Source organism: Streptomyces sp. NBC_01089, from assembly GCF_045162975.1.
In the GTDB taxonomy this organism is placed as follows: Bacteria; Actinomycetota; Actinomycetes; order Streptomycetales; family Streptomycetaceae; genus Streptomyces.
On the sequence record NZ_CP108660.1, the window covers coordinates 3,829,814 to 3,852,609 of the forward strand.

Annotated in this window: 15 protein-coding genes; 5 read left to right on the forward strand and 10 right to left on the reverse strand. The window is 72.1% G+C overall.

Annotated elements, in window-relative coordinates:
• Positions 1 to 38: 38 nt before the first annotated feature.
• From OG510_RS16915 to OG510_RS16925, 3 genes are all read right to left on the reverse strand, one after another.
• Positions 39 to 4,922, reverse strand: a complete 4,884-nt coding sequence (locus OG510_RS16915; protein ID WP_406137770.1) for a DNA repair ATPase — start codon at positions 4,920 to 4,922, stop codon at positions 39 to 41.
• Positions 4,923 to 5,415: 493 nt separating this feature from the next.
• Positions 5,416 to 7,503, reverse strand: coding sequence for a flotillin family protein (locus OG510_RS16920; protein WP_406137772.1), 2,088 nt, complete (start codon positions 7,501 to 7,503; stop codon positions 5,416 to 5,418).
• Positions 7,504 to 7,570: 67 nt separating this feature from the next.
• Positions 7,571 to 8,206 carry a hypothetical protein gene (locus tag OG510_RS16925; protein WP_406137773.1) on the reverse strand — a complete coding sequence of 212 codons (636 nt, stop codon included), beginning with the start codon at positions 8,204 to 8,206 and terminating at the stop codon, positions 7,571 to 7,573.
• 380 nt (positions 8,207 to 8,586) lie between these two features.
• Between OG510_RS16925 and OG510_RS16930 the strand changes: the two genes are divergently transcribed.
• The 4 genes from OG510_RS16930 (at position 8,587) to OG510_RS16945 (ending at position 14,091) form a co-directional block, all read left to right on the forward strand.
• The gene (locus tag OG510_RS16930; protein ID WP_406142423.1) at positions 8,587 to 9,618 is read left to right on the forward strand and encodes a PucR family transcriptional regulator; all 1,032 of its coding nucleotides are present in this window, start codon (positions 8,587 to 8,589) and stop codon (positions 9,616 to 9,618) included.
• 257 nt (positions 9,619 to 9,875) lie between these two features.
• Positions 9,876 to 11,174: an SLC13 family permease gene (locus OG510_RS16935; protein WP_406137774.1), complete on the forward strand. Its 1,299-nt coding sequence runs from the start codon at positions 9,876 to 9,878 to the stop codon at positions 11,172 to 11,174.
• 45 nt (positions 11,175 to 11,219) lie between these two features.
• On the forward strand, positions 11,220 to 13,034 hold the full coding sequence (locus tag OG510_RS16940; RefSeq protein WP_406137776.1) for a S9 family peptidase: 1,815 nt from the start codon (positions 11,220 to 11,222) through the stop codon (positions 13,032 to 13,034).
• Positions 13,035 to 13,110: 76 nt separating this feature from the next.
• Positions 13,111 to 14,091 carry an SURF1 family protein gene (locus OG510_RS16945; RefSeq protein WP_406137778.1) on the forward strand — a complete coding sequence of 327 codons (981 nt, stop codon included), beginning with the start codon at positions 13,111 to 13,113 and terminating at the stop codon, positions 14,089 to 14,091.
• 88 nt (positions 14,092 to 14,179) lie between these two features.
• On the opposite strand, the gene OG510_RS16950 is transcribed toward OG510_RS16945, so the two are convergent.
• The 5 genes from OG510_RS16950 to OG510_RS16970 form a co-directional block, all read right to left on the reverse strand.
• Entirely contained in the window at positions 14,180 to 15,340 is a 1,161-nt protein-coding gene (locus OG510_RS16950; RefSeq protein WP_406137779.1) for a hypothetical protein, read from the reverse strand.
• Positions 15,337 to 15,996 (reverse strand): SigE family RNA polymerase sigma factor, encoded by a 660-nt coding sequence (locus OG510_RS16955; protein WP_406137780.1) that lies wholly within the window; start codon positions 15,994 to 15,996, stop codon positions 15,337 to 15,339. Before OG510_RS16955 ends, OG510_RS16950 begins: the two co-directional genes overlap by 4 nt.
• 296 nt (positions 15,997 to 16,292) lie before the next feature.
• Positions 16,293 to 17,381, reverse strand: coding sequence for an aspartate-semialdehyde dehydrogenase (locus OG510_RS16960; RefSeq protein ID WP_406137781.1), 1,089 nt, complete (start codon positions 17,379 to 17,381; stop codon positions 16,293 to 16,295).
• Positions 17,378 to 18,670, reverse strand: coding sequence for an aspartate kinase (locus OG510_RS16965; protein ID WP_406137782.1), 1,293 nt, complete (start codon positions 18,668 to 18,670; stop codon positions 17,378 to 17,380). Before OG510_RS16965 ends, OG510_RS16960 begins: the two co-directional genes overlap by 4 nt.
• Before the next feature lie 193 nt (positions 18,671 to 18,863).
• Positions 18,864 to 19,652, reverse strand: coding sequence for a helix-turn-helix transcriptional regulator (locus tag OG510_RS16970; RefSeq protein ID WP_406137784.1), 789 nt, complete (start codon positions 19,650 to 19,652; stop codon positions 18,864 to 18,866).
• A 212-nt stretch (positions 19,653 to 19,864) separates the two neighbouring features.
• Between OG510_RS16970 and OG510_RS16975 the strand changes: the two genes are divergently transcribed.
• The gene (locus tag OG510_RS16975; protein WP_406137786.1) at positions 19,865 to 20,944 is read left to right on the forward strand and encodes an alcohol dehydrogenase catalytic domain-containing protein; all 1,080 of its coding nucleotides are present in this window, start codon (positions 19,865 to 19,867) and stop codon (positions 20,942 to 20,944) included.
• A gap of 68 nt (positions 20,945 to 21,012) precedes the next feature.
• Here the strand turns inward: OG510_RS16975 and OG510_RS16980 are convergent, their stop codons facing one another.
• Together OG510_RS16980 and OG510_RS16985 are read right to left on the reverse strand one after the other, a co-directional pair.
• Complete coding sequence (locus OG510_RS16980; protein WP_406137787.1) at positions 21,013 to 21,717, reverse strand: class F sortase; 705 nt, start codon at positions 21,715 to 21,717, stop codon at positions 21,013 to 21,015.
• A 176-nt stretch (positions 21,718 to 21,893) separates the two neighbouring features.
• Entirely contained in the window at positions 21,894 to 22,733 is an 840-nt protein-coding gene (locus tag OG510_RS16985; RefSeq protein ID WP_406137789.1) for a hypothetical protein, read from the reverse strand.
• Positions 22,734 to 22,796: the final 63 nt, after the last annotated feature.

Here is a 22,796-nt window from a genome sequence, read left to right on the forward strand (position 1 = left end):
AACGGGCGTACGCGCGGTGGTCTGCGCAAACGCATCGACTACCGGGTGTCAGCCGCCCGACTGATCGCCGTCTCGACCGCCGCGATCCGGTCCGCCAGCAGCCCCAGCGCCGCCACCGCGCGCGGCATCGGGTCGTCGTCCGGGCCGCCTCCCAGGGTCCTGGCGCGGACATCGGCGGCCTTGATCTCCGCCCAGCGGGCCGCCTGCCGCGGTGTCAGGGTGCCGCGCAGTTCGGCCAGTTTCAGCAGGTTGGACTCGGCGCCGCTGGTCAGCGTCTGGGCCTCGCCCCGGTAGTGGTCGTCGATCACCGCGGCCAGTTCGGCGTCGTTCATCACCGGGTCGATCCGCGCCGCGATCTTGTTCATGTTGCGGTACGAGCCCTGGAGCTGGAACGGCGGCTCGGTACGGGCCGCGTCGGACTGGCCCGCCGACGCGATGTACGCGGCGTTGACCGCCAGCACCGTGGAGCGGGCCGCCAGCAGATGGCGCAGCACCGCGACGACCCGGTCCAGTTCGCCGGGCGCGTACGGATGCTGGAGCCGGTCGCGGCGTGCGGTCGGGTCGTCGGCCGCCAGCCGTACGAGCAGGGCGAGGTCGTCGCGGTCCCGGCCCGCGAGCGGGGCGAGCACCGGGTTGGCGGTGAGCGCGTTCTCCACGAAGCTCAGCGCGAAGACGTCCTCCTTGCCGGTGAGCACATCGCCGAGGTTCCAGACGTCGGCCCGGTTGGCCAGCATGTCGGGGATCCGGAAGCGCTGCCCCGACTCGGTGTACGGGTTGCCCGCCATACAGACCGCGAACCGCTTGCCCCGCAGGTCGTAGCTGCGCGCGACCCCGTCCCTGACGCCTTCGACGCGGCGCTGGGCGTCGCAGAGCGGGATGAACTTCTGGAGCAGTTCGGGCGAGGTGTGCTGGATGTCGTCCAGATAGAGCAGGGTGTTGTTGCCCGCGGCCAGCGCGAAGTTGATCTTCTCGATCTCCTGGCGGGCGGTGGCGTCCGGTGCCTGCGCCGGGTCGAGCGAGGTGACCCGGTGGCCGAGCGCCGGGCCGTCGACCTTGACCAGGACCAGACCGAGCCGGTCGGCCACGTACTCCATGAGCGTGGTCTTGCCGTAGCCGGGCGGCGAGACCAGCAGCAGCAGGCCGTTGCTGTCGGTGCGCTTCGTGTCCCCGGCGGTGCCGAGCTGTTTGGCGAGGTTGTCGCCGATCAGCGGGAGGTAGACCTCGTCGATGAGCCGGTTGCGTACGAACGACGACATGACCCGCGGGCGGTAGTCGTCCAGCCGCAGCCGGGCGCGTTCGGCGGCGACCAGGGCGGTGCGCTGCCGCTGGTAGTCGCGGAAGGCGGGTACATCGGTACGGTGGAACTCGGCTACAGCGGGCAGGAGTTGGTCGATCCGGACGGTCAGCCTGCGGCGCTCGACGCGCGGGTGGGTGCCGAGCAGCCCCTCCACCGTCTCGGCCAGCGGCGCGGCCGACTCGTAGCGCGGCAGATCCGGGCAGAGCTCGACGGCGACCGCCTCGGCGAGTTCGCCGGGGGCGTCCTGGCCGCCGGAGCGGGTGTAGGCGCCCAGCCAGTTCTCCACCAGCTGACGGCGGGCCGCAGGGTCGTCGTCGCCGAGCGCGGCGAGGTCGTCGTCGTACGCCGAAGTGCCCACGGCCCGGCGGAACTTGTCGAGCAGGGTGCGGGCCGACGCATGGGTGACGAAGCCGTCGGGGCCACGGGTCAGCTCCTCGAAGAGGTACTCCGCCGCGGTCCGCGCGTCCGGTCCGCCGATCACTCCCGCCAGCTCGGCCCGCCAGTCCGCGATGGCCGGGGCAAGGCCGAAGGTGTCGCGGGCGCGGGCCATCGAAGCGGCCCTGCGAGTCCAGGCCCGGCGTGCCGGTTCGGTCGTGCGGTGCGCCCAGAACAGCTGGGCCGCGGCGCGGGCCTCGGCAGGGAAGCGCAGCAGTCCGGCGCCGGAGTGCAGCCGCAGCAGCGCGCCGGTGATCAGTGCGGCGTCGTGGTCGTGGACGCCGCGTTCGTACCCCTCGTCGTACGCGGCCTCGGCCGACTGCCGTACCAGCGAAGGGAGATCGGCTGCGGTGAGGGCGTCGGCGCCGTGCTCGGCGAGCAGCCGGGCCGCCAGATATTCGGCCCGGTAGAGCGCGGGTGACTCGGAGGGCAGGGTGCGGCCCCAGTACGGGCGGCAGGCGGCGAAGGCGGGGTCGGTGACCGGGGAGCGGTAGTCGGTGCCGGTGAGCGCGAAAGCCAGACCTGCGCTGTTGTCGCCACCGCCGCCGCCATCGCCGCCGCCGGTTCCCGGTCCGTCGTACGGGACCAGGGTCAGGTCGAGCGGCTGGGAGTTGACGGCGAAGCGGTGCCGGCCGAGCCGGATGGTGCCGCCGCCGTCCGCGTAGAGATCGGTGCGGTCGCGCAGCGCCCTGACGGCTTCCTGGCGGGCGGCCGCGATCCGGCCCGCCAGCTCTTCGGCCCTGACCCGGTCGCCCAGTCCACGCAGCTCATCGGCGGTACGGCTGACCTTGGCGACCAGCGGGTCGGAGGCGAAGAACGTGCTGATGGCGTCCGCCGAGCCGAGCGAGGCCGCCCGGCGGGCGATGGTCTCCAGCACGCGGGACGCCGAGGCACCGAGCCGCTCCGCGCGGCGGGCGCGCTCGTCCTGGAGGGTCTGCTTGCGCGCCGAGAACGCCTCGTACACCTCGGTCCGCACGGCGCCCAGCTGGGCGAGGAAGTCGTCGGACCCGTCGAACCGCGACTCCAGGTCCTCCACCCCGAGCAGCAGCGCGGCGAGCTGGTCGTCGCAGGTCTCCGGGGTGTCGGCCGCGGCCAGGGCGGCGGTCACCGACTGGCCCAGCAGGGCGCGCTCGGCGGCGAATTCGGCGCGCCCCTCGTGGTCGAGCAGCTCCCTGCGGCGCGCTTCGAGTGTCGCGCGAGCACGGTTGACGGCGCCGACGACCTCGGCGATCCGCTCCAGTACCGAGGTGCGGACCGTGGCGTCGCCGATGTCGAGCCCGGTGACCACCTCGGTGACGGTGCGCAGCCCGTCGGCCAGCTCGTCGAGGCTGTCGGTGACCGGCGCCGCCCCGGCCACCGTCGCGATCGCCTCCGCTTCGGCGGTGAGCCGGCCGGTCTCGGCGTGGTATCCGGCGAAGGCGTCGTCGCGCCGCAGCTGCCCGACGGCGCGCTGCGCGAACGCGGCGATGTCCGCCTCGACTTCGGCGGCGAGCGCGTCGATGCGGACGGGGTCCGCGTACCGCTGCTCCTTGAGCGTCAGTACGTGTCCGTGGGCGCGGCGCAGCTCGGTCAGCCGGGTGACCCACTCGGCGGCCGAGCCGGGCGCCTCTCCCCTGGTCCGGCGCACCAGTGCGGTGATCTCCGCCCCGGCCGCTTCCAGCGCGTCGGCGGCCTGCCGGGTCAGGGTCCGGACGGTCTCGAACTCGGCGAGCACCTGCCCGGCCGTGATCCGCAGCCCGTCGAGCGGTGCCAGCAGGTCGCCCGTTCCCTCGTCGGCCAGCCAGTGGTGGGTGTCGGCGGCCCGGACGCAGGAGGCCAGCAGGGTTTCGTAGACGCCGGTGGTGGGCGCGGTGTTCTCGGTGACCGCGCGGGCCAGCGAGAGGCAGTCGGAGATCCCGCGCACCAGGTCGGCGTTGCCGATGCGGCCGAGGGGCCCTTCGGCGGGCGGGGCCGCGTCGGCGTAGGTGTCGGACACGTACGGCGAGCGCCAGCGCTGGAGCGGGTGGACGCGGGCGGGCTCGTCGGAGTCGCCGCGCAGGACGATGAGGGTGCCGTCGTCGAAGAGCGCGTAGCCCCGGCAGACGAGCGGGGTCCCGGTCTCCTTGCGGATCAGGTTGTACGGCAGGAGCAGGGTGCGGCCGTCGGCGCGGGCGTGGAAGACGTACAGGACGTCCTCGCCGTTCGGGGAGCGGAGCAGCCGCTCGAACTCCAGGCCGGTGGTGTCGAGGTCGAAGGTCTTGTACGCGCCGGTGGCCAGGCAGTATCCGCCGGGGAAGACGATGCCCTGGTCCTCGGGGAGGCTGCGGCACGCCTGCCCGATGCCGTCGAGGCGGACGACGGTGCGGGTGACCGTGTTGAAGACCAGGTGGCGCCGGTTCTCCTCCTTGTACGGGCGTATGCGCAGCAGGAGCAGGGCGCCGGCCCGCGCGTACTCGACCTCGGCGTCGGCGAGCGACTGGAGCGGTTCGTCGACCGGCTCGGACCAGATGCCGTCGGCCGTCTCGGTGCTGTCCTCGTCCTTGACGGTGAGGGAGCCGCCGACCGTGGTCACATACACGTCGCCGGGCAGGGCGATGTGCGGGTGGCGGCCGAGCACCTGGTCCTGGCGGGTGGTGGGGGTCCACTCGAAGTCGTGCGACGGCGGCAGGACATGGTCGCGGTCGCCGCGGGCGTCCAGGTACGCGGCGGTGCCGTCGGCGGTGAGCGTCCAGCGCAGGACGCGGATGTCGTCGGCGGTCTCGCCGGTACGGAAGACGGCGAGCAGTTTGCCGTCGGTGTGGCGGAGCTGGAGGAGGCGGGCGTCGCGGTAGTAGCGGTAGAGCTCGGCGAACTCCCTGGTGAACGCGGGGTCGTCGAGGAGTCCTGGTACGGCGGTGTCGGGGAGGCGGTTCAGGTCCGGTGCGGTGTCGTGCAGGGCGAAGACGTCCGCGGGCTCGGATGTCTGCTTCTGCCCCGGCGGGATGTTGGAGCCGATGAGGAGGCGGTCGCCGATGGCGACGGTGTCGCGGGGGACGCAGTTGTTGTCGGTACGGAGGTGTTCCGTGCCGGTGAGGGCCAGCTCCGTCGAGCCGAAGGTCTCGGTCCTGCGGGTGTTGAGGGCGGTGGCCCTGCGGGCCAGGTCGGCGGCCTGGGCGGTCAGTCGGTCCCTGAGCACCTCGTAGGTGCCGACGTCTACGGAGGGGGTGGTCATCGGGCTGCTTTCTGGGTGGGGTGGGGGCGGGAGGTGGGCCGCGGTGGGGTGGGGGCGGGGGTGGTGTTCGGGTGCGGGTGGGGTGTTCGGGTGCGGGTGGGGTGTTCGGGTGCGGGTGGGCCAGTTCCCCTCCCCTCCCCCAGCCTTCGGCCGGGGGGACCCCCACTTCCCGTAACCGGGGCTCCGCCCCGGACCCCGCTCCTCAAACGCCGGAGGGGCTGGGTAGGCAGCGACCGCTGTGGGCACCGACAGGCTGGGCTGAGCCGCACTCTTCAAACGGTGCCCGGCAAAATCCAGCCCGTCCGGCGATTGAGGACATCTTTCAAGCCCGGCCGGCGTTTGAGGCCACCGACCCAGCCCGGCCGGCGCTTGAGGCCAAAACCAGCCCGGCCGGCGCTTGAGGCCAAGTCCAGCCCGGCCGGCGTTTGAGGCCACAGTTCAGCCCGGCCGGCGTTTGAGGCCACAGTTCAGCCGGCCGGGACGGCGGCGCCGTTCAGACCTTGGCCGCGCCGTTCAGCGCAGCAACCGCAGCCACCGGCACCTCCGAAAGCCCCAACCGATCGGCCTGGTCCAGGAGTTGCTGGACCAGGCCGGCCTCCGCACCCCCCGACTTCATCAGCTTCATCAGCAGCGCCGACACCGTCAGATTCTGCACATCGCCGCTCGACACCGACCCGACCATCTTCGTCAGGTCCTCCGGAAAGCTGGCCGAGCCGTCCAGCCACGGCTTGGCGAGTGCCTGGGCCGTCTTCGAGTTCTCCACGAAGCCGTCGATGCCCTTGCCCAGGGAGATCGACGACACCAGGCGGTCGAAGAAGACCGACTCGCCGCCGACGACGCTGATGTCGGCGTTCTCCAGGCCGGTGGCGATGACCGTGGCCTGCGCCTCCGCGACCTGGCGCTGGACGTCGATCCCGGCCAGCCTGATCTCCTTCTCGGCCGCGAGCCGCAGCCGGTACTCCTCGTGTCCGCGCGACGCGTCGTCCAGCGCGGCCATCGCCGCCGCCTTCTCGGTGAGGCCCGCGGCCTCCGCCTTCAGCTTCTCGCCGATCATCGCGGCGTCCGCGGTGGCCTGGGCGCTGGTGCCCTCCGCCGTCGCCAGTGCCTTGAGCCGGGCGCCCGACGCCTCCGCCTTCAGCCGGGCCTCGGTGGCCTCCGCCTCGGCGCGGCCCGCCTTCTCGATGACGTCGGCCTCCTTGTCGCGTACCTGCACGTCGGCCAGTCCTGGTGCGGCCGCCTCGGCCTGGATCGCCTCGGCGAGGCGCAGCTTGGCGCGGGCGTCGAGGTCGGCGGACTTCAGCCGGGCCTCGGCCAGGGTCAGCTGCTCGGCCGCGTGGTGCGTGGCCGCGGTCTCGGCGGCCTCGGCCGCCTTGATGTCCTTGACCAGCTTCTCCTGGGCCTCCGCCTCGGCCGCGATGATGACGGCCTGCCGGGTGCGTTCGGCCTCCTCGACCATCCGCAGCTTCTTGATCGACTCCTCCTGCTCGGCGACCGTACGGTCCACCGCGATCCGCTCCCGGATCACATCGGCCACCTCGCGGCGCTCGGCCTCGACCTCCTTGTCCCGGGAGATCATCGACAGCTGTGTCTCGCGCTCGCGGCCGATGACTTCGAGCAGCCGGTCCTTCTCGATCCGCTCGTTCTCGACGGCGATGACCCGCTCGCGGTTCTTCTGCGCCACGGCGATCTCGCGCGCCTGGTTCTCGCGCTGTACCCCGAGCTGCTCCTCGGTACGCAGGAACGCGGTCTGGGCGCCCAGGCGTTCCTCCTCCTGGACCTTGGCCGTCACCGCCTCCTCGCGGGCCCGCAGGGTGTCGACCTCGCGCCGCTGCTTGATCTCGGCCTCGGCCTGCCGGCGCTCCAGCTCCAGGATGGTCTCGCGGGCGTCGACGTTCTGCCGGGTCATCTCCTTCTGCTCGGTGCGCTGGAACTCGTTGGTGCGGACGTGCTCGACCGCCGTCAGTTCGGTGATCTTGCGGATGCCCTGCGCGTCCAGGATGTTGGCGCCGTCGAGCTGCGCCATCGGGGTCTGCTCCAGGAAGTCGATGGCCGCGTCGTCCAGGTGGTAGCCGTTGAGGTCGGTGCCGATGACCCGGATGATCCGGTCCCGGAACTCCTCGCGCTTCGTGTACAGGTCCACGAAGTCCAGCTGCTTGCCCACGGTCTTCAGCGCCTCGGAGAACTTGGCGGCGAAGAACTCCTGGATGGCCGCCTTGTCGCTGGCCCGCTGGGTGCCGATCGCCTGGGCGACCTTGGCGACGTCCTCGACGGTCTTGTTGACCCGTACGAAGAACGAGATGTGGATGTCGGCCCGGATGTTGTCCTGGCAGATCAGGCCCTCGCGCCCGGTCCGCCTGATCTCGATGATCTTCACCGAGATGTCCATGTACTCGGCCTTGTGCAGCACGGGCAGCACCACGGCACCGGTGAAGGTGACGTCGACCTTCTTCGTCTTGGAGATGATCAGTGCACGGCCCTGTTCCACCTTGCGGAACAGCCTGCTGAGCACCAGGACGAGTGCGACGGCTATGAGCAGGACAACGGCGACGAGCACGCCGATGCCCAGGGAAATGGCATCCATGAACATTCCTCGAAGGGTGTCTTGAACGGTGGCTTTGAGGACGCGGAGCGCGCCGGAAGGTGAGGGCTCAGCCCGTGCTGCGCGGATCGAGCGCCGCGTCGAACGGCGCGATCCAGAAGAACTCGCCCGGTTCGTCGTACGCGTACAGCAGCGCGGTGTCCCCGGATCGGAGCCCGAGCAGGCTGTCGTCGCCCTGGACCCTGACCTGGACGACAGCGGTCGAGCCGTCGTCGGACGCGACCTCGGCCTGCCCGAAGTCGGCGGTCACGGAGCCGGTGCGGACGGTGCAGACGAGTCCGACGAAGTCCAGCCGGGAGGGCGGTGGCTGGGCGGGCAGGAGGACGCGCAGCCGGCGGACGGCGAACCGTGTCACGACCCAGGCGATCAGCAGCGCGGCGACCAGCACGGCGGCGTCGAGCGCGGTGCGCACACCGCCCGGCGGCTCGGCCCTGCGCACCAGCACCGAGCCCGCGAGGCTCGCGAACCAGGCGAGGAGGGTGAAGAGCGACACCGGCACGGTGACGGGCACGCCGCTGCCCCCCGCAGCGGCCGTGCCCGTGTCCCCCGTGTCGAGGTGCAGATGGAAGGCGTCGTGCTCGGCGGCCCCCACCAGTACGAGCAGCCAGAAGGCGATGACCACCAGCAGCGCCGCACCGAAGAGAACCGCCGGAAATCCCAGCGCGGCGCCCATGAATTCATCCATCGCGCAGCCCCCCTCCCCCGATTCCCCCATGCGGAACACCCCCGTGCAGAGCACTCCGGCGCCGGGCGTACGTTTCCGTACTCCGGCACCGGGCTGCTCTCCCCCGTTTCCGCAATGCCCATTCTGACGGGACTCCGCCCCTCGCCGCATTGCCGTAACCCGGCAATGTTCGCCTCCTCCGGGTGCCAGGCCCGTACCCACGGCCCCGGCACCCGTCGCGGTCTGTCACTCTTGCCGCTGTGCGGGCCGGAAACAGGGCCGGAGAAGCACGAGAAGCAGGGGAAGCAGGAGCGCGTGTGACAGGGCCGGACATATCCGAGAAGCACCCCGGTGGGGACTCAGGGAGGCACCCCGACAGGTATCTGGAGGGGTACGCCCGCATGCTGGCCGATGTGCTGGCGACCGGCCGCCGGCCGACCAGGCCCGAGCTCGACGCGCGCCGCGCCTTCGGTGAGCAGGCGGCGGAGGACGGCCACTCGCTGCGGTCCCTGGTCGCCGCGCACCTCGCCGCCACCCGTGCGGCCTGGCCCACCGGGGCCACCGTGGTGAGCGGCAGCGCGGCGGGCGGTGTACTCGCCGCCGTCGAGCTGGCCGTCGACGCGTTCGCCGAGGGGTACGAGCGGGCCCAGCGGATGGCCGTACGCCAGGAGGAGGCCGTACGGCGGGAGTTCATCGACGATCTGCTGTACGGCGGGAGCGACCTGGGGCGGCTGGCCGAGCGCGCCGAACGGTTCGGGCTGCGGCTGTCGCGTACCCACGCGGTCGCGGTCGCGCAGAGCGCCGGCGCGTACGACGAGGGCGCCGCCGCCACCCGCCGTGTGGAGCTGGCGCTCTTCAGCCGCTTCGGCAACCGCAGCATCCTGCTCACCACGAAGGACGCCCGGCTGATCTGTATCGCCCCCGGCGACCAGGACGACGTCCTGACGTACTTCGCCAAGCAGGCGTACGCGGCCACCGCCGACGACGGCGTACAGGTCGCGATCGGCCGCCCGCACCCGGGATCCGGCGGCATCGTGCACAGCTACGAGGAGGCGCTCAACGCCCTGGACCTCGCGGCCAGGATGGACCTGGAAGGGCCGGTGCTGCGCGCGGCCGACCTGCTGGTCTACCCGGTGCTCACCCGCGACCGGGAGGCGCTCGTCGATCTCGTCCACAGCGCGCTCGGGCCGCTCCAGCGGGCCAGGGGCGGCGCACAGCCGCTCGTCTCGACGCTCGGCCACTACTTCGAATCGGGGTGCGTGGCCGCCGAGGCGGCCCGCCGGATGTCGCTGAGCGTGCGGGCGCTCACCTACCGGCTGGAGCGGATCCATCAGCTGACCGGCGCCAACCCGGCCGATCCCGCGCACCGTTACACCCTGCAGACCGCGGTCATCGGCGCCAGGCTGCTCAACTGGCCCGCCCAGGAGATCTGACCGGGACCCGGCCGGGATCCGGCCGCCCCGCACCTGTCCTCACCTGCTCCCGCCTGCTCCCACCTGCTGCTCAATGCCCGGTTCCGGCAGAGTTCGGGCACCGGGTGCTGCGCGGCGGCGGCCTGTCAGCGGCGGGCAGGGCAGCCGTACCGTCCTCGGGTGGCGCCGGCCGACCGGCCCCGCGTACCCCCCTCCGGGCCGCCGTGCCCCGGCTTCCGGGCCTGCCCGGCCTGAGGACCCGATCGGTTGGACATCCTGTGAGCGACTGGCATGCCTGGGCGGCCGTCGCCGTCTTCGCCGGCACCTACGCCCTGATCATCAGCGAGAAGATCCACCGGGTGGCCGCCGCGCTCGGCGGCGCCGGGCTCATGCTGGCGATCGGCGCGACCGACGACGGTGCGGCCTTCTTCTCGCAGGACACCGGCATCGACTGGAACGTCATCTTCCTGCTGCTCGGCATGATGGTGATCGTCGGTGTGCTGCGCAGGACCGGCGTCTTCGAGTATCTGGCGATCTGGTCGGTGAAGCGGGCCAGGGGCAGACCGTTCCGGGTGCTGGCCATGCTGGTCGTGATGACCGCGCTGGCCTCCGCGCTGCTGGACAACGTGACCACCGTCCTGCTGATCGCCCCGGTCACCCTGCTGGTCTGCGACCGGCTCGGGCTGGCCGTCGCGCCGTTCCTGATCACCGAGGTCTTCGCGTCCAACATCGGCGGCATCGCCACCCTCGTCGGCGACCCGCCCAACATCATCGTCGCCGGCCGGGCGGGCCTGACGTTCAACGACTTCCTGGTTCATCTGGCGCCGCTGGCGGTGCTGTTGACGGCCGTACTGATCGCGGTGTGCCGGTTCCTGTTCCGCGGCGCGTTCACGTACGACGCGGAGCGCGCGGCCCGGGTGCTGGAGCTTGACGCCCGGGACGCGCTCCGTGACCGGCGGCTGCTCACCCAGGGCCTGGCCGTACTGGCCCTGGTCATCGTCGGGTTCATCCTCCATCCGGTGCTGCACTACGCCCCGAGCGTGGTCGCGCTCCTCGGCGCCGGGCTGCTCGTCGCCGTCTCCACGGTCCGCACGGGCGAGGTGCTCGCCGAGGTCGAGTGGCCGACGCTGGCCTTCTTCGCCGGCCTCTTCGTGATGATCGGCGCGCTCATCGGCACGGGCGTCGTGGGCGAGGTGTCGACGGCGCTGTCGCACGCGGTGGGCGGCCAGGAACTCGGCGGCTCGATGCTGCTGCTCGGTGCGTCCGGGGCGCTGTCCGGGGTGGTCGACAACATCCCGTACGTCGCGACGATGGCCCCGATCACCGCCGGCCTGGTGCACAGCGTCGGCGGCGGCAGCGACCACGTGATGTGGTGGGCGCTGACGCTCGGCGCGGACCTCGGCGGCAACGCGACGGCGATCGGTGCCAGCGCGAACGTGGTGGTCCTGGGCATCGCCGAACGCAACGGCACCCCCATCTCCTTCTGGCAGTTCACCCGCTACGGCCTCGTCGTCACGGCGGCCACCCTGGCCCTGTCGGCCGGATACATCTGGCTGCGGTACTTCGCCCTGGCGTGAGCGGCCTTCACCGCGGCCCTCGCCCCGCCCCGCCGGGCGGCCACAATGGGGCGTATGAGTCACGACGAACACACCATGCCCGACTGGGAGAAGCGCTTCCGGGCCCCGCGCGTGGGGCTGCCCGAGTGGGCCGAGGACGCACCGGACCGCTCGCTCTTCGTCTCCAACGCGACCGGGACGTACGAGCTGTACACCTGGGACCGGGCGAGCGGCGAGCAGCACCAGGCCACCGACCGGACTGGGGGCACCCCCTCTGGGGGAGGTACGACCGACGGGACGCTGTCGCCCGACGGTGAGTGGCTGTGGTGGTTCAACGACACCGACGGGGACGAGTTCGGTGTCTGGATGCGCCGGCCCTTCGGTGGCGGGCCCGACGAACCCGCCACCCCCGGCCTTGAGCCCTCCTACCCGGCCGGTCTGGGGATCGGCCGGGACGGCACCGCCGTGGTCGGACGGTCGACGGACGAGGACGGTTCGACCGTCCATGTCGTACGGCCGGGCGCCGGGCCCGTCGAGATCTACCGGCACCGGGAGTCCGCCGGGGTCGGTGACCTCTCGTACGACGGGACGCTGATCGCGCTGGAGCACACCGAGCACGGTGACGCCATGCACTCCGCGCTGCGGGTGGTCCGTACCGACGGGTCCACGGTCGCCGAGCTGGACGACACCAAGGGCGGCACCGAGGAGCTGGGGCTGCAGGTGCTCGGGTTCGCGCCGGTCGCCGGGGACACCCGGCTGCTCGTCGGGCACCAGCGGCGGGGCCGCTGGGAGCCGATGGTGTGGGACGTGGCGACCGGCGTCGAGAGCTCGCCCGCGATCGAGCTGCCCGGCGATGTCAGCGCCGAGTGGTATCCGGACGGGTCCGCGCTGCTGATCGTGCACAGCTTCGAGGCGCGCAGCGAGATGTGGCGGTACGAGACGGCCACCGGACAACTGGACCGGGTCGAGACCCCGGCGGGTTCGGTGTCCGGGGCGACCGCGCGGCCGGACGGCACCGTCGAGTACCTCTGGTCGTCGGCCGCGCTGCCGCCGGTCGTGCGCTCCACGTCGGGCGCCGTCGTGCTCGACCCGCCGGGGATGAAGGCGCCGGAGTCCGTGCCGGTGCGGGACGTGTGGGTGGAGGGGCCTGGCGGCCGGGTCCACGCGCTGGTGCAGCAGCCCGCGGGGGACGGCCCGTTCCCCACGGTCTTCGAGATCCACGGCGGGCCGACCTGGCACGACAGCGACGCGTTCGCCTCGGGCCCGGCGGCCTGGGTCGACCACGGTTACGCGGTCGTCCGGGTCAACTACCGCGGCTCGACCGGCTACGGGCGGGCCTGGACGGACGCGCTCAAGCACCGGGTCGGGCTGATCGAGCTGGAGGACATCGGCGCGGTCCGGGAGTGGGCGGTCTCGTCGGGGATCGCGGACCCGGCCCGGCTGATCCTGTCGGGCGGCTCCTGGGGCGGCTATCTGACGCTGCTCGGGCTCGGCACCCAGCCGGACGCGTGGGCGGCGGGGCTGGCCGCGGTGCCGGTCGCGGACTACGTCACGGCGTACCACGACGAGATGGAGGGGCTGAAGGCGATGGACAGGACGCTCCTCGGCGGCACCCCGGAGACGGTGCCCGAGCGGTTCGCCGCCTCGTCGCCGCTGACCTATGTGGACGCGGTGCGGGCGCCGGTCTACATCTCGGCGGGCGTGAACGACCCGCGCTGCCCGATCCGGCAGGTCGAGAACTACGTGGAGCGGCTCGCGGGGCGCGGTGCGGTCCACGAGGTGTACCGGTACGACGCGGGTCACGGCTCACTGGTGGTGGAGGAGCGGATCAAGCAGGTCCGCCTGGAGCTGGACTTCGCGCGGCGGCATGTGAAGAAGTAGCAGGCCGTACGGGGCGGAGCCCACGGGGCGGGGTCCGGGGCATTGCTCCCGGATCGCGCCCCGTAACGTAAGAGATGTGTACCGGTTCCTGCTGACACCCCGCTGGCTGGGGATCACCGTCTTCGCCCTGCTCGCCATCCCCTTCTGCATCTTCATGGGTTCGTGGCAGCTGAGCAGGTTCGAGGACCGGGTGGCCACCCACCGGACAGACGAGCACCGGCCCGACCCGGCCCGCCAGGCGTCGGCGCCGCTCGACTCCCTGCTGCCCGTGAACCTCGACACGTCCGGGCGGCAGGCCGGCGCGACCGGGAAGTACGGCAGGCAGTTCCTGGTGCCGGACCGGGTCGTGGACGGCAAGGAGGGGTCGTACGTCCTGACCCTGCTCCGCACCGACGGCGGCAAGGCCCTCCCCGTGGTGCGCGGCTGGCTGCCGCACGGCGCGAAGGCGCCAGCGCCGCCCAAGGGCACTGTCAAGGTCACCGGGTCGCTCCAGGCGTCCGAGAACAGCGGGACCGACGGCGCCTACACCGGCGGCGGGCTGCCGGCCGACCAGATCGGCATCATCAGCGCGGCCTCCCTGGTGAACGTCGTGTCGTACCCCGTGTACGACGCGTGGATCACGCTGCCGCACGCCTCCGCGGGCCTCAAGGCCGTCCCGGCGGCGGCCCCGCCGAACAGCGGGCTCGACCTGAAGTCCTTCCAGAACCTCGGCTACACCGGCGAGTGGTTCGTCTTCGCGGGCTTCGTGGTCTTCATGTGGTTCCGGCTGGCCAGGCGCGAGGCCGAGGCGCTCAGGGACCTGGAGCTGGGGATCGTGCCCGACCCGGAACCGGTCACCGTGGTGGACGGCGGGGCGGGGGGCGCCGCCGGGCCCGCGGGCACCGCTGGGAGCGGTGCGGGTGCGGCCGGTGCGGATGGTGCCGGTTCGGGTGCGGCCGGTTCGGATGAGGCCGACGAGCGTGCGGCCGGTGCGGATGAGGCCGCCGAGCGTGCGGCCGGTTCGGATGAGGCCGGTGCCGAAGAGGCTGCCGCACCTGAGGTGTCCGGCCGCCCCTGAGGCATCCGGCCGGCGCCGAGACGCCGTCACCGGCCCACCACGCCCGGGCCCACCCCCGGCGGCCCACCACACCCGGTCCGCCGCGCGGCTACGGCGCCGACAGCAGTCCGGTCCGGTAGATCGTCCCCGCGCACGCGTTGGCGATGGTCGCCTGCGCGGCCGGGACGCCAGGCTCCGCCTCGTGCACCACGGCCACGCTGCCGTCCGACGTGCCGTCGCCGCTGCCGAGCTGGGGCGTGGCGTCCGCGCCGCCGTTCACCGGCGGGTTGCCGTCGCCGCCCGTGCCCTCCGAGCCCCCCGATCCGCCGGTGCCGCCCGACCCGCCCGACGGGGTCGGGTCGGGGGTGGCACCGCCGCCGGTGGGGCAGGTCTCGGCCGGGACCCAGGCGAACTTCACCTCGTACGCCTGGGACGGGCGGAGCACCAGACTGGTCGCGTCCTGCGAGGGGTCGGGCAGACCGGAGGCCGCGTCGCCCGCCGTGTGGTCGACCACGGTGATACGGGCGGCGTCGGCGGCGCCCAGCGCCTGGAAGTTGACGGTGCCCGCGTCGCTGACGGCGCACTGGCTGTGCGAGACGTTGGAGACCCGGAACGTTCCGTAGACCGTGCCGTCCGCGTTCGGTGTGCCGGTGTCCGCCGATGTGACCCCGAGCTGCTGGGCCGCGCAGACCGGCAGCGAGTCGAGCGCCTTGCTGGACGCCCCGGCGGACCCGCCGTCCGAACCACCGTGGGTGCCGCTCCCGGCCCCCTTCGGGGTGTGCTTCTTCCCGTCGTCGCCGTCGGAGCCACCGTCACCGGCCGGCTTGTCGTTCTTCTTCTTGCCGCCGTCGGGCACCGCGGTGCCCGTGCCGCCGGGCGGCCGGTGCCCCCGGCCCGCCACCGCCGAGTTGCTCCTGTCCCCGTCACCCGCGTCCGCGACATGGATGAAGGCCGGGATCGCGGTCCCGACGAGCAGCGCGGCGGCGGCCGTACCGACGACGATCTGCCGCTTCCTGGCCCGGCGCGCGGGCACGGCCCTGCGCAGCTGGTCGAGCGCGTCGTCGGACGGGGTGAGCCCGCGCACGGCGCCGTGCATCATCCTGCGCAGTTCGCGTTCGTCCTCGTCGAGGCCGTCGACAGCGTTGTCGGAACCGTCGTTCTGCATTCCGTTCTCCGCCTGGTCTTCCCCGGCCCGGGTGGGCCCGCCGTACCGCGTGCGCCACTCGGCGGGCATGTCCCACTCGTCGGACCCGTCCCGCTTGTCGCTCATGCCGATGCCTCCATGGCCACCCGCAGTGCCGCGATGCCACGCGAACCGTACGCCTTCACCGAACCGAGCGATATGCCCAGCGCGTCGGCCACCTGCGCCTCCGTCATGTCACCGAAGTAACGGAGCACCAGGACCTCGCGCTGGCGGCGCTGGAGGTTGCGCATCGCCTTCTTGAGCGCGTCGCGCTCCAGCAGGTCGTACGCCCCTTCCTCGGCGCTCGCCATGTCCGGCATCGGCTTCGAGAGGAGCTTCAGCCCGAGGATGCGCCTGCGCAGCGCGGACCTGGACAGGTTCACCACGGTCTGGCGCAGATACGCGAGGGTCTTCTCGGGGTCCCTGACCCGTTTGCGTGCCGAGTGGACGCGGATGAACGCCTCCTGGACCACGTCCTCGCAGGAGGCGGTGTCGTCGAGCAGGAGCGCCGCGAGGCCCAGCAGCGACCGGTAGTGGGCGCGGTAGGTCTCGGTGAGGTGATCGACGGTGGTGCCGGCGGCCATGGCGTCGTCAGCGCCCTCGCCGCTCTGGGACGGAACAGCGCTCGGCCGTGTCGGCAAGGGGGCGATCACCGGCATCCCGCCGGACACACGCGGTCGCCGGAGCGGACGGACCACTCCGCCCCGTCCGGACACCGCCGCAATATCGAGAACCTCTGCCACGCCAGTTGGACACGCTTCCCCCCGCCAGGGTTGTACGCGTATGGCATCGCCTTTGACGATGCGGCCAATGCCAATGCCCTCATGCGTACCCGATCTCCCCCAATGCCCCTTTTTCCATGGCATCTTGCGCAGGTCGAGGCCACCCCAAAGACGCGCCCGCTCCGGCCGCGGTTGCAGACGTACGGGAGACTGAATCGTGTAACAGCCACAACCCTCAGTTCAAGTGGTCCAGACACACGTCTTGCTCACAGGCCGCTCACAGATCCTACAAAGAACCAGGTGCGGGAGACCGCGCCTCAGGCGTCCGGCAGCCGCAGTTCGGCCGCGACGGCCTCGGCGATCTGCGCGGCGTTGAGGGCGGCCCCCTTGCGGAGGTTGTCGGCGCAGACGAACAGTTCGAGCGCCTGTGGATCGTCCAGCGACCGCCGTACACGGCCCACCCAGGCCGGGTCCGTGCCCACCGCGTCGGCCGGGGTCGGGAAGTCCCCCGCGTCCGGGTCGTCGAAGAGCACCACACCGGGCGCGGTCGCCAGGATCTCGTGCGCCCGGCCGAGCGTCAGCTCGTTCTCGAAGCGCGCGTGCACCGAGAGGGAGTGCGTGGTGACGACCGGGACCCGGACACACGTCGCCACCACGGGAAGCGCGGGCCGGTCCAGGATCTTGCGGGTCTCGGCGCGGAGCATCAGCTCCTCGGACGACCAGCCGTCGGCGGCCGGCGAACCGGCCCAGGGCACCACATTGAGCGCGATGGGCGCAGCGAAGGGCCCGGTGTCGTCGCCCACGGCACGGCGTACGTCGCCGGGGTGCGTCCCCAGCTCCGTACCGGCGATGAGCTCGGTCTGGCTGCGCAGCGCCGCCACCCCGGGATTCCCCTCGCCGCTCACCGCCTGGTACGTCGAGACGACCAGCTCACGCAGTCCGAACTCGGCGTGCAGCGCGCCCACAGCGACGATCATCGCGAGCGTGGTGCAGTGCGGGGACGCGACGATGCCGCGCGGCCTGAGCCGTACGGCGTGCGGATTGACCTCGGGCACCACCAGCGGCACATCGGCGTCCATCCGGAAGGCGCCCGAGCTGTCCACGACCACCACGCCCTTGGACGCGGCGACGGGCGCCCACTCGCGCGCGACGTCGTCGGGGACGACGAAGAGCGCGACCTGGACGCCCTCGAAGGCTTCCTCGGTGAGGGGGAGCACTTCGCACTCCTCCCCGCGCACGACCAGCTTGCGGCCGGTCCTGCGCGGGGAGGCGATGAGTCTGATGTCGCCCCAGATGTCGGCGTGCTGCGACAGCATCTGGAGCAGCACCGTGCCGACGGCCCCGGTCGCTCCCACGACCGCGAGCGCCGGCTTACGGCCTCCTGCCCGGAGGCCGGTGCCGGTCATCGCCCGGTGCCCCCATAGACGACTGCCTCGTCGGAGTCGCTGTCGAGACCGAAGGCGCTGTGCACGGCGCGCACGGCCTCGTTGACCTCATCAGAACGGGTGACCACCGAGATGCGGATCTCGGACGTCGAGATCAGCTCGATGTTCACACCGGCGTCCGAGAGCGCCTCGAAGAAGGTCGCGGTGACGCCCGGGTTGGTCTTCATGCCCGCGCCGACGAGGGAGATCTTGGCGATCTGGTCGTCGTAGCGCAGCGAGTCGAAGCCGACGACCGGCTTCGACTTCTCCAGCGCGTCGACGGCCTTGCGGCCCTCGTCCTTGGGGAGCGTGAAGGAGATGTCGGTCAGCCCGGTCGACGCGGCGGAGACGTTCTGCACGACCATGTCGATGTTGACCTGGCTGTCCGCGATGGCGCGGAAGATCGCGGCGGCCTCACCCGGCTTGTCGGGCACGCCGACGACCGTGATCTTCGCCTCGGAGGTGTCGTGCGCGACACCGGAGATGATGGCCTGCTCCACTGTCGGGTCCCCTTGTGCTTCTTGTGCTTCGACGCGTGCTTCGTTGCTGACCCATGTGCCCTGGAGGCCCGAGAACGAGGACCGGACATGGATCGGGATGTTGTAGCGGCGTGCGTACTCGACGCAGCGGTGCAGCAGCACCTTGGAGCCGGAGCTGGCGAGCTCCAGCATGTCCTCGAAGGAGATCCGGTCGATCTTCCGGGCCTTCTTGACGACCCTGGGGTCGGCGGTGAAGACACCGTCCACGTCCGTGTAGATCTCACAGACCTCGGCGTCGAGGGCCGCCGCGAGGGCGACGGCGGTCGTGTCGGAACCGCCGCGGCCGAGGGTGGTGATGTCCTTCTTGTCCTGCGACACACCCTGGAAACCGGCGACGATCGCCACGTTGCCCTCGTCGAGCGCGGTGCGGATCCGCCCCGGTGTGACATCGATGATCCGCGCTTTGTTGTGGACCGAGTCGGTGATGACACCGGCCTGGCTGCCCGTGAACGACTGGGCGTCGTGGCCCAGGTTTTTGATCGCCATGGCCAGCAGGGCCATGGAGATCCGCTCTCCGGCGGTCAGCAGCATGTCGAACTCCCGCCCGGCAGGAATCGGCGACACCTGCCCGGCAAGATCGATCAACTCGTCCGTCGTGTCGCCCATCGCTGACACCACGACAACCACCTGGTTGCCGCTCTTCTTGGCGTCGACGATTCGCTTGGCAACCCGCTTGATGCCTTCGGCATCGGCTACGGAGGAGCCTCCGTACTTCTGCACGACAAGGCCCACGTGCGCTCCTCGATCCAGTCATTTTGCGGTCGGCTCAGTCTAACGAGCGGCCGCACGACACCTCGTATGTATCAGATCGTGAGATGTCCCGCTCACTCACTGATCACGCTCAGTGGCACGGCCGCTCGGTGAGAATGCCTGCCCGCGATCAACCGGGACACTCGGAACGTGGGGCGGGTCACACCCGTGCGGGTCACACCGGGGTGTAGACCGTCAGGCGCAGCGCGGGGTCGTCGTTGGCCTGGAAGGTCGCGTACTCGAAGCGGAGCAGGCCCCGCCGCGGGTGGTGCAGCTCCTTCCGTCCGGCCTCACCGCCGGTACGGATGTCGTGCGCGTCCCACCAGCCCGCGAACTCCGGGCTGTCCCGCCGGAGGCGCTCCGCGAGACCCGCGAAGGCCGGATCACCGGCCCACAGATCGTGCGCCGCCCGGAACTGGCCCACCACGCGCCGCGCCTCGTCCGGCCAGGCGGCCCCGAAGAGGCGCCGGGCGCCGGGGTCGGTCAGCAGATGGACCAGCACATTGCGGTCCGCGTCGGGGAGCCGGCCGAAATCGGCGACGGTGTCGGCCGCGGCGGCGTTCCAGGCCAGTACGTCCCACCGGCGGCCCGTGACGTAGGCGGGCTGGCCGAGGCTCTCGACCAGCCGCCGGATGGCGTCAGGCACGGTCTCCCGCACGAAGCCGCGCCGGCCCGACGGCGCGGCCAGCGCGCGCAGATGGGCGTGTTCGACCGGGTCGAGACGGAGCGCACGGGCCAGCGCTTCGACGGTGCCGGCCGAGGGGCAGACAGCGCGCCCCTGTTCGAGCCGGATGTACCAGTCGACGCCGATGTCCGCGAGTTCGGCCACCTCCTCGCGCCGCAGCCCGGGTGTTCTGCGCCGACGTCCGCCCGCGAGCCCCACCGCCTCCGGGCTCAGCCGCTCGCGCCGCGACCGCAGGAAGTCACCGAGCCCGCCGGGGGCCGCGCCCGCCGCGCCTGTCACTCCCGCCGCTCCGTCACTCCCGTCATGGCCACACCGCTTCCTCTCCTCCGCACCGGCCCTGCCCGGCGCCGTGGAGGCGCAGGGGGCAGCCGGGGATTCACCAATCCTAGGATCACGCCGGTCCTGGATCCGGCCCCACGGGCTTGTGAGGCTGACCGCGGTACCAGCCCGCCACTCACACAGGTCACGCGTACAGCAGGAGGACCAGGACCATGAAAGCCGCAGTCCTGAAGGCATTCGGATCACCCCTGAGCGTGGAGACGCTCCCCGACCCGGTCATGGGGACGGGCGAGGTGCTCGTCGACGTCGTCGCAGCCGGTGTACTGCCGTACACCGCCGAGGTGTTCAGCGGCAAGCGGGGCTATCTGCTCGACCTGCCGGTGGTGCCGGGGGCCGGGGCGATCGGCCGGGTCCGCGCCGTGGGCCCGGACGCCACCGCCCTCTCCGTGGGCGACTGGGTCTCCTGCGACCCCACCGTCCGCTCGCGCGACAACGCCCGGACCCCCGACATCACACTGCAGGGCCTGAGCGCCCGCGGCGACGGCGGCCTGCGGCTGCAGCGGTACTTCCACGACGGCCCCTTCGCCGAACAGATCCGCGTCCCGACGGAGAACGCCGCCCCCATCGGCCCGCTCGACCCGGCGGACGCGGGACTGTGGTGCGCCCTGCAGGTGCTTCTCGTGCCGTACGGAGGTCTCCTCGCGGCGGAGCTGCGTGCGGGCGAGACGCTGCTGGTGAGCGGCGCCACCGGCAACTTCGGCAGCGCGGCGGTGGCCGTGGCGCTGGCCATGGGAGCGGGCTGTGTGATCGCGCCGGGCCGCAACGAGAAGGTGCTGGCGGAGCTGGCCCGGCGCTTCGGCCCCCGGCTCCGCCCGGTCCGGCTCACCGGGGACGAGGCCGAGGACCGCGAACGGATGAAGCGCGCGGCCCCGGGCCCGATCGACTGCGTACTCGACCTGCTGCCGCCCGGCGCCGGAACGACACCCGTCAGGGCTGCGGCGATGACCGTCCGCGAATTCGGCAGGGTCGTCCTGATGGGCGGCGTCGGGATGGAGGGCGGCGAGGACCTCGGACTGCCGTACCCGTGGCTGATGCGCAACTGCATCACGGTCCGGGGCCAGTGGCTCTGCCCCCGGGACGCGAGCCCCCGTCTGACCGCCCTGATCCGCTCCGGCCTCCTGGACCTGAACCACTTCACGGTCACGGACTTCGCCCTGTCCGACGCGAACGAGGCGGTGGCCCACGCGGCGGCAGGCCGGGGGCCGTTCAGGCTGACGGTGATCAGGCCGTGAGCGGTGGGCGGCGGGTGCTGGGCAGTGAGTGGTGAACGGCCCGGTGTGCGCTGCCAACAGCCCTTCGCTCAGGCACCCTTGGACGATTCGAGGTGCGCGAAGACGACCACGTTGTCCACGTAGTCCTGGGCGTCCCTGTCGTACGCGCCGCCGCAGGTGATCAGACGGAGCTGGGCGTCGGGGGTGTCTCCGTAGACCCGCTTGTCGGGGAAGTCGGCCTTGCTGAACGTCTCCACGGAGTCGACCTTGAAGGTGGCGGTCGTGCCGTCCTTCCTGGCGATGTCGACCTCGCTGCCCGGCTTGAGGGTCCGCAGCAGCAGGAACACCGCCGGGCCGGTCTTCGTATCGACGTGACCGGCGACGATCGCCGCCCCGCGCTCTCCCGGGGTGGCGCCGCCCCGGTACCAGCCGACCATGTTGGTGTTGTCCGCGGGCGGCGGTTCGAGCCGGCCGTCGGTGCCGAGATCCAGCGGTGTGAACGGTGCGTTGACCGCGATCGTCGGAATCGTCAGCCGCGTCGGCTCGGACTTGGGCAGCGGGGCTGCGGCAGCCGGCGTGGGCGTACGGGGGGCCGCGGAGGCCGTTACCGCGGCCGATGACTGCACCTTGGCGTCGCCCGCCGGGCTTCCGAACCCGATTCCGAAGGAGTTGCAGAGCAGGAGGGCGCCTCCGGCCGCTGCCGCGGCGGGCCACAGCAGGACGCGGTGGAGGGGGGTCGCACTCTTCGGGGACGGGACGGAAGGCTTCGGCTGGGGAAGCTTCTCAGCGGCCATCGGGGGATGCCTTTCGGGCGCGGGGCGGCGGAAAAGGTGGAGGAAGGCAGAGGGGAGAGCGCGGGGCCGGGGTGTTACTCCGGGTACTTCGGGTCTTGATGTGGCTCACACCGTTGCGGCCACCGCCCCCGGGGGCGGTGGCCTCGTCAACGGTGCGACTGCAAACGGTGTGGCGGTCAGGCCATCGACAGGCCGGACGACGCGGTGCGGCGACGGCGGATCAGATAGACACCCGCGCCGACGCCGCCGAGGAGCAGCACCGAACCGGCGGCCACCCCGCCATTGGTCGCGAGGCCGCCACCCCCGGTGTGCATGCCGCCGTGCGGACGGTGGTGACGGCCGCCGTCCTGGTCGTGGTTCCACGAGCCGTCGTTCCAGGAACCGCCGTCCGACGAACCGTCCTTCCAGGAGCCGTCCTGGTCGAGGCCGGACGCCGAGCCGCCGTCGTCGCCCGTGGTGGTGAGGGCCGTGTTCATGGCGAGAGCGCCACCGCCGGTGTGCATGCCGCCGTGCGGACGGTGGCCGTTCCCGTGCCCGTGGTGGTGGTCGCCCTGGCCGTGGTCGTGGTCGCCCTGGCCGTGGTCGTGGTCACCCTGGCCGTGACCGTGATCGCCCTGGCCGTGGCCGCCCTGCCCGTGGCCGTCGTCCCCGTACGCGTCACCGCCGTCGTCGCCCGTGGTGACCGCCGGACTGACCAGCGTGGTCATGGCCAGAGCGCCGCCCCCGGTCCGCATCCCGCCGTGCGGACGGTGGCCGTGGTCGTGGTCACCGTGGTCGCCGTGGCCGTGGTCACCGTGGCCGTGACCGTGGTCGCCCTGCCCGTGATCGCCGTGGCCGTGATCGCCACGGCCGCCGCCGTCGCTGTCGCCCGAGGTGTCATGGCGGTCGCTGCTTGCAGCCGCGCCGCTGTCGGAGTTCGGCGCACCTGTCGTGGTCAGGGCGTAAGCGGCGGGGGCGGAGAAGGCGAGGGCGGCAGTCACAGCGGCTGACGCGAGCAGGGTGCGGGCAGTGCGCATTTGAAATGGTTCCTTTCGCCACGCCTGCGAAGGCTGACACTCCGTCGGCTCATCGATTCGCAG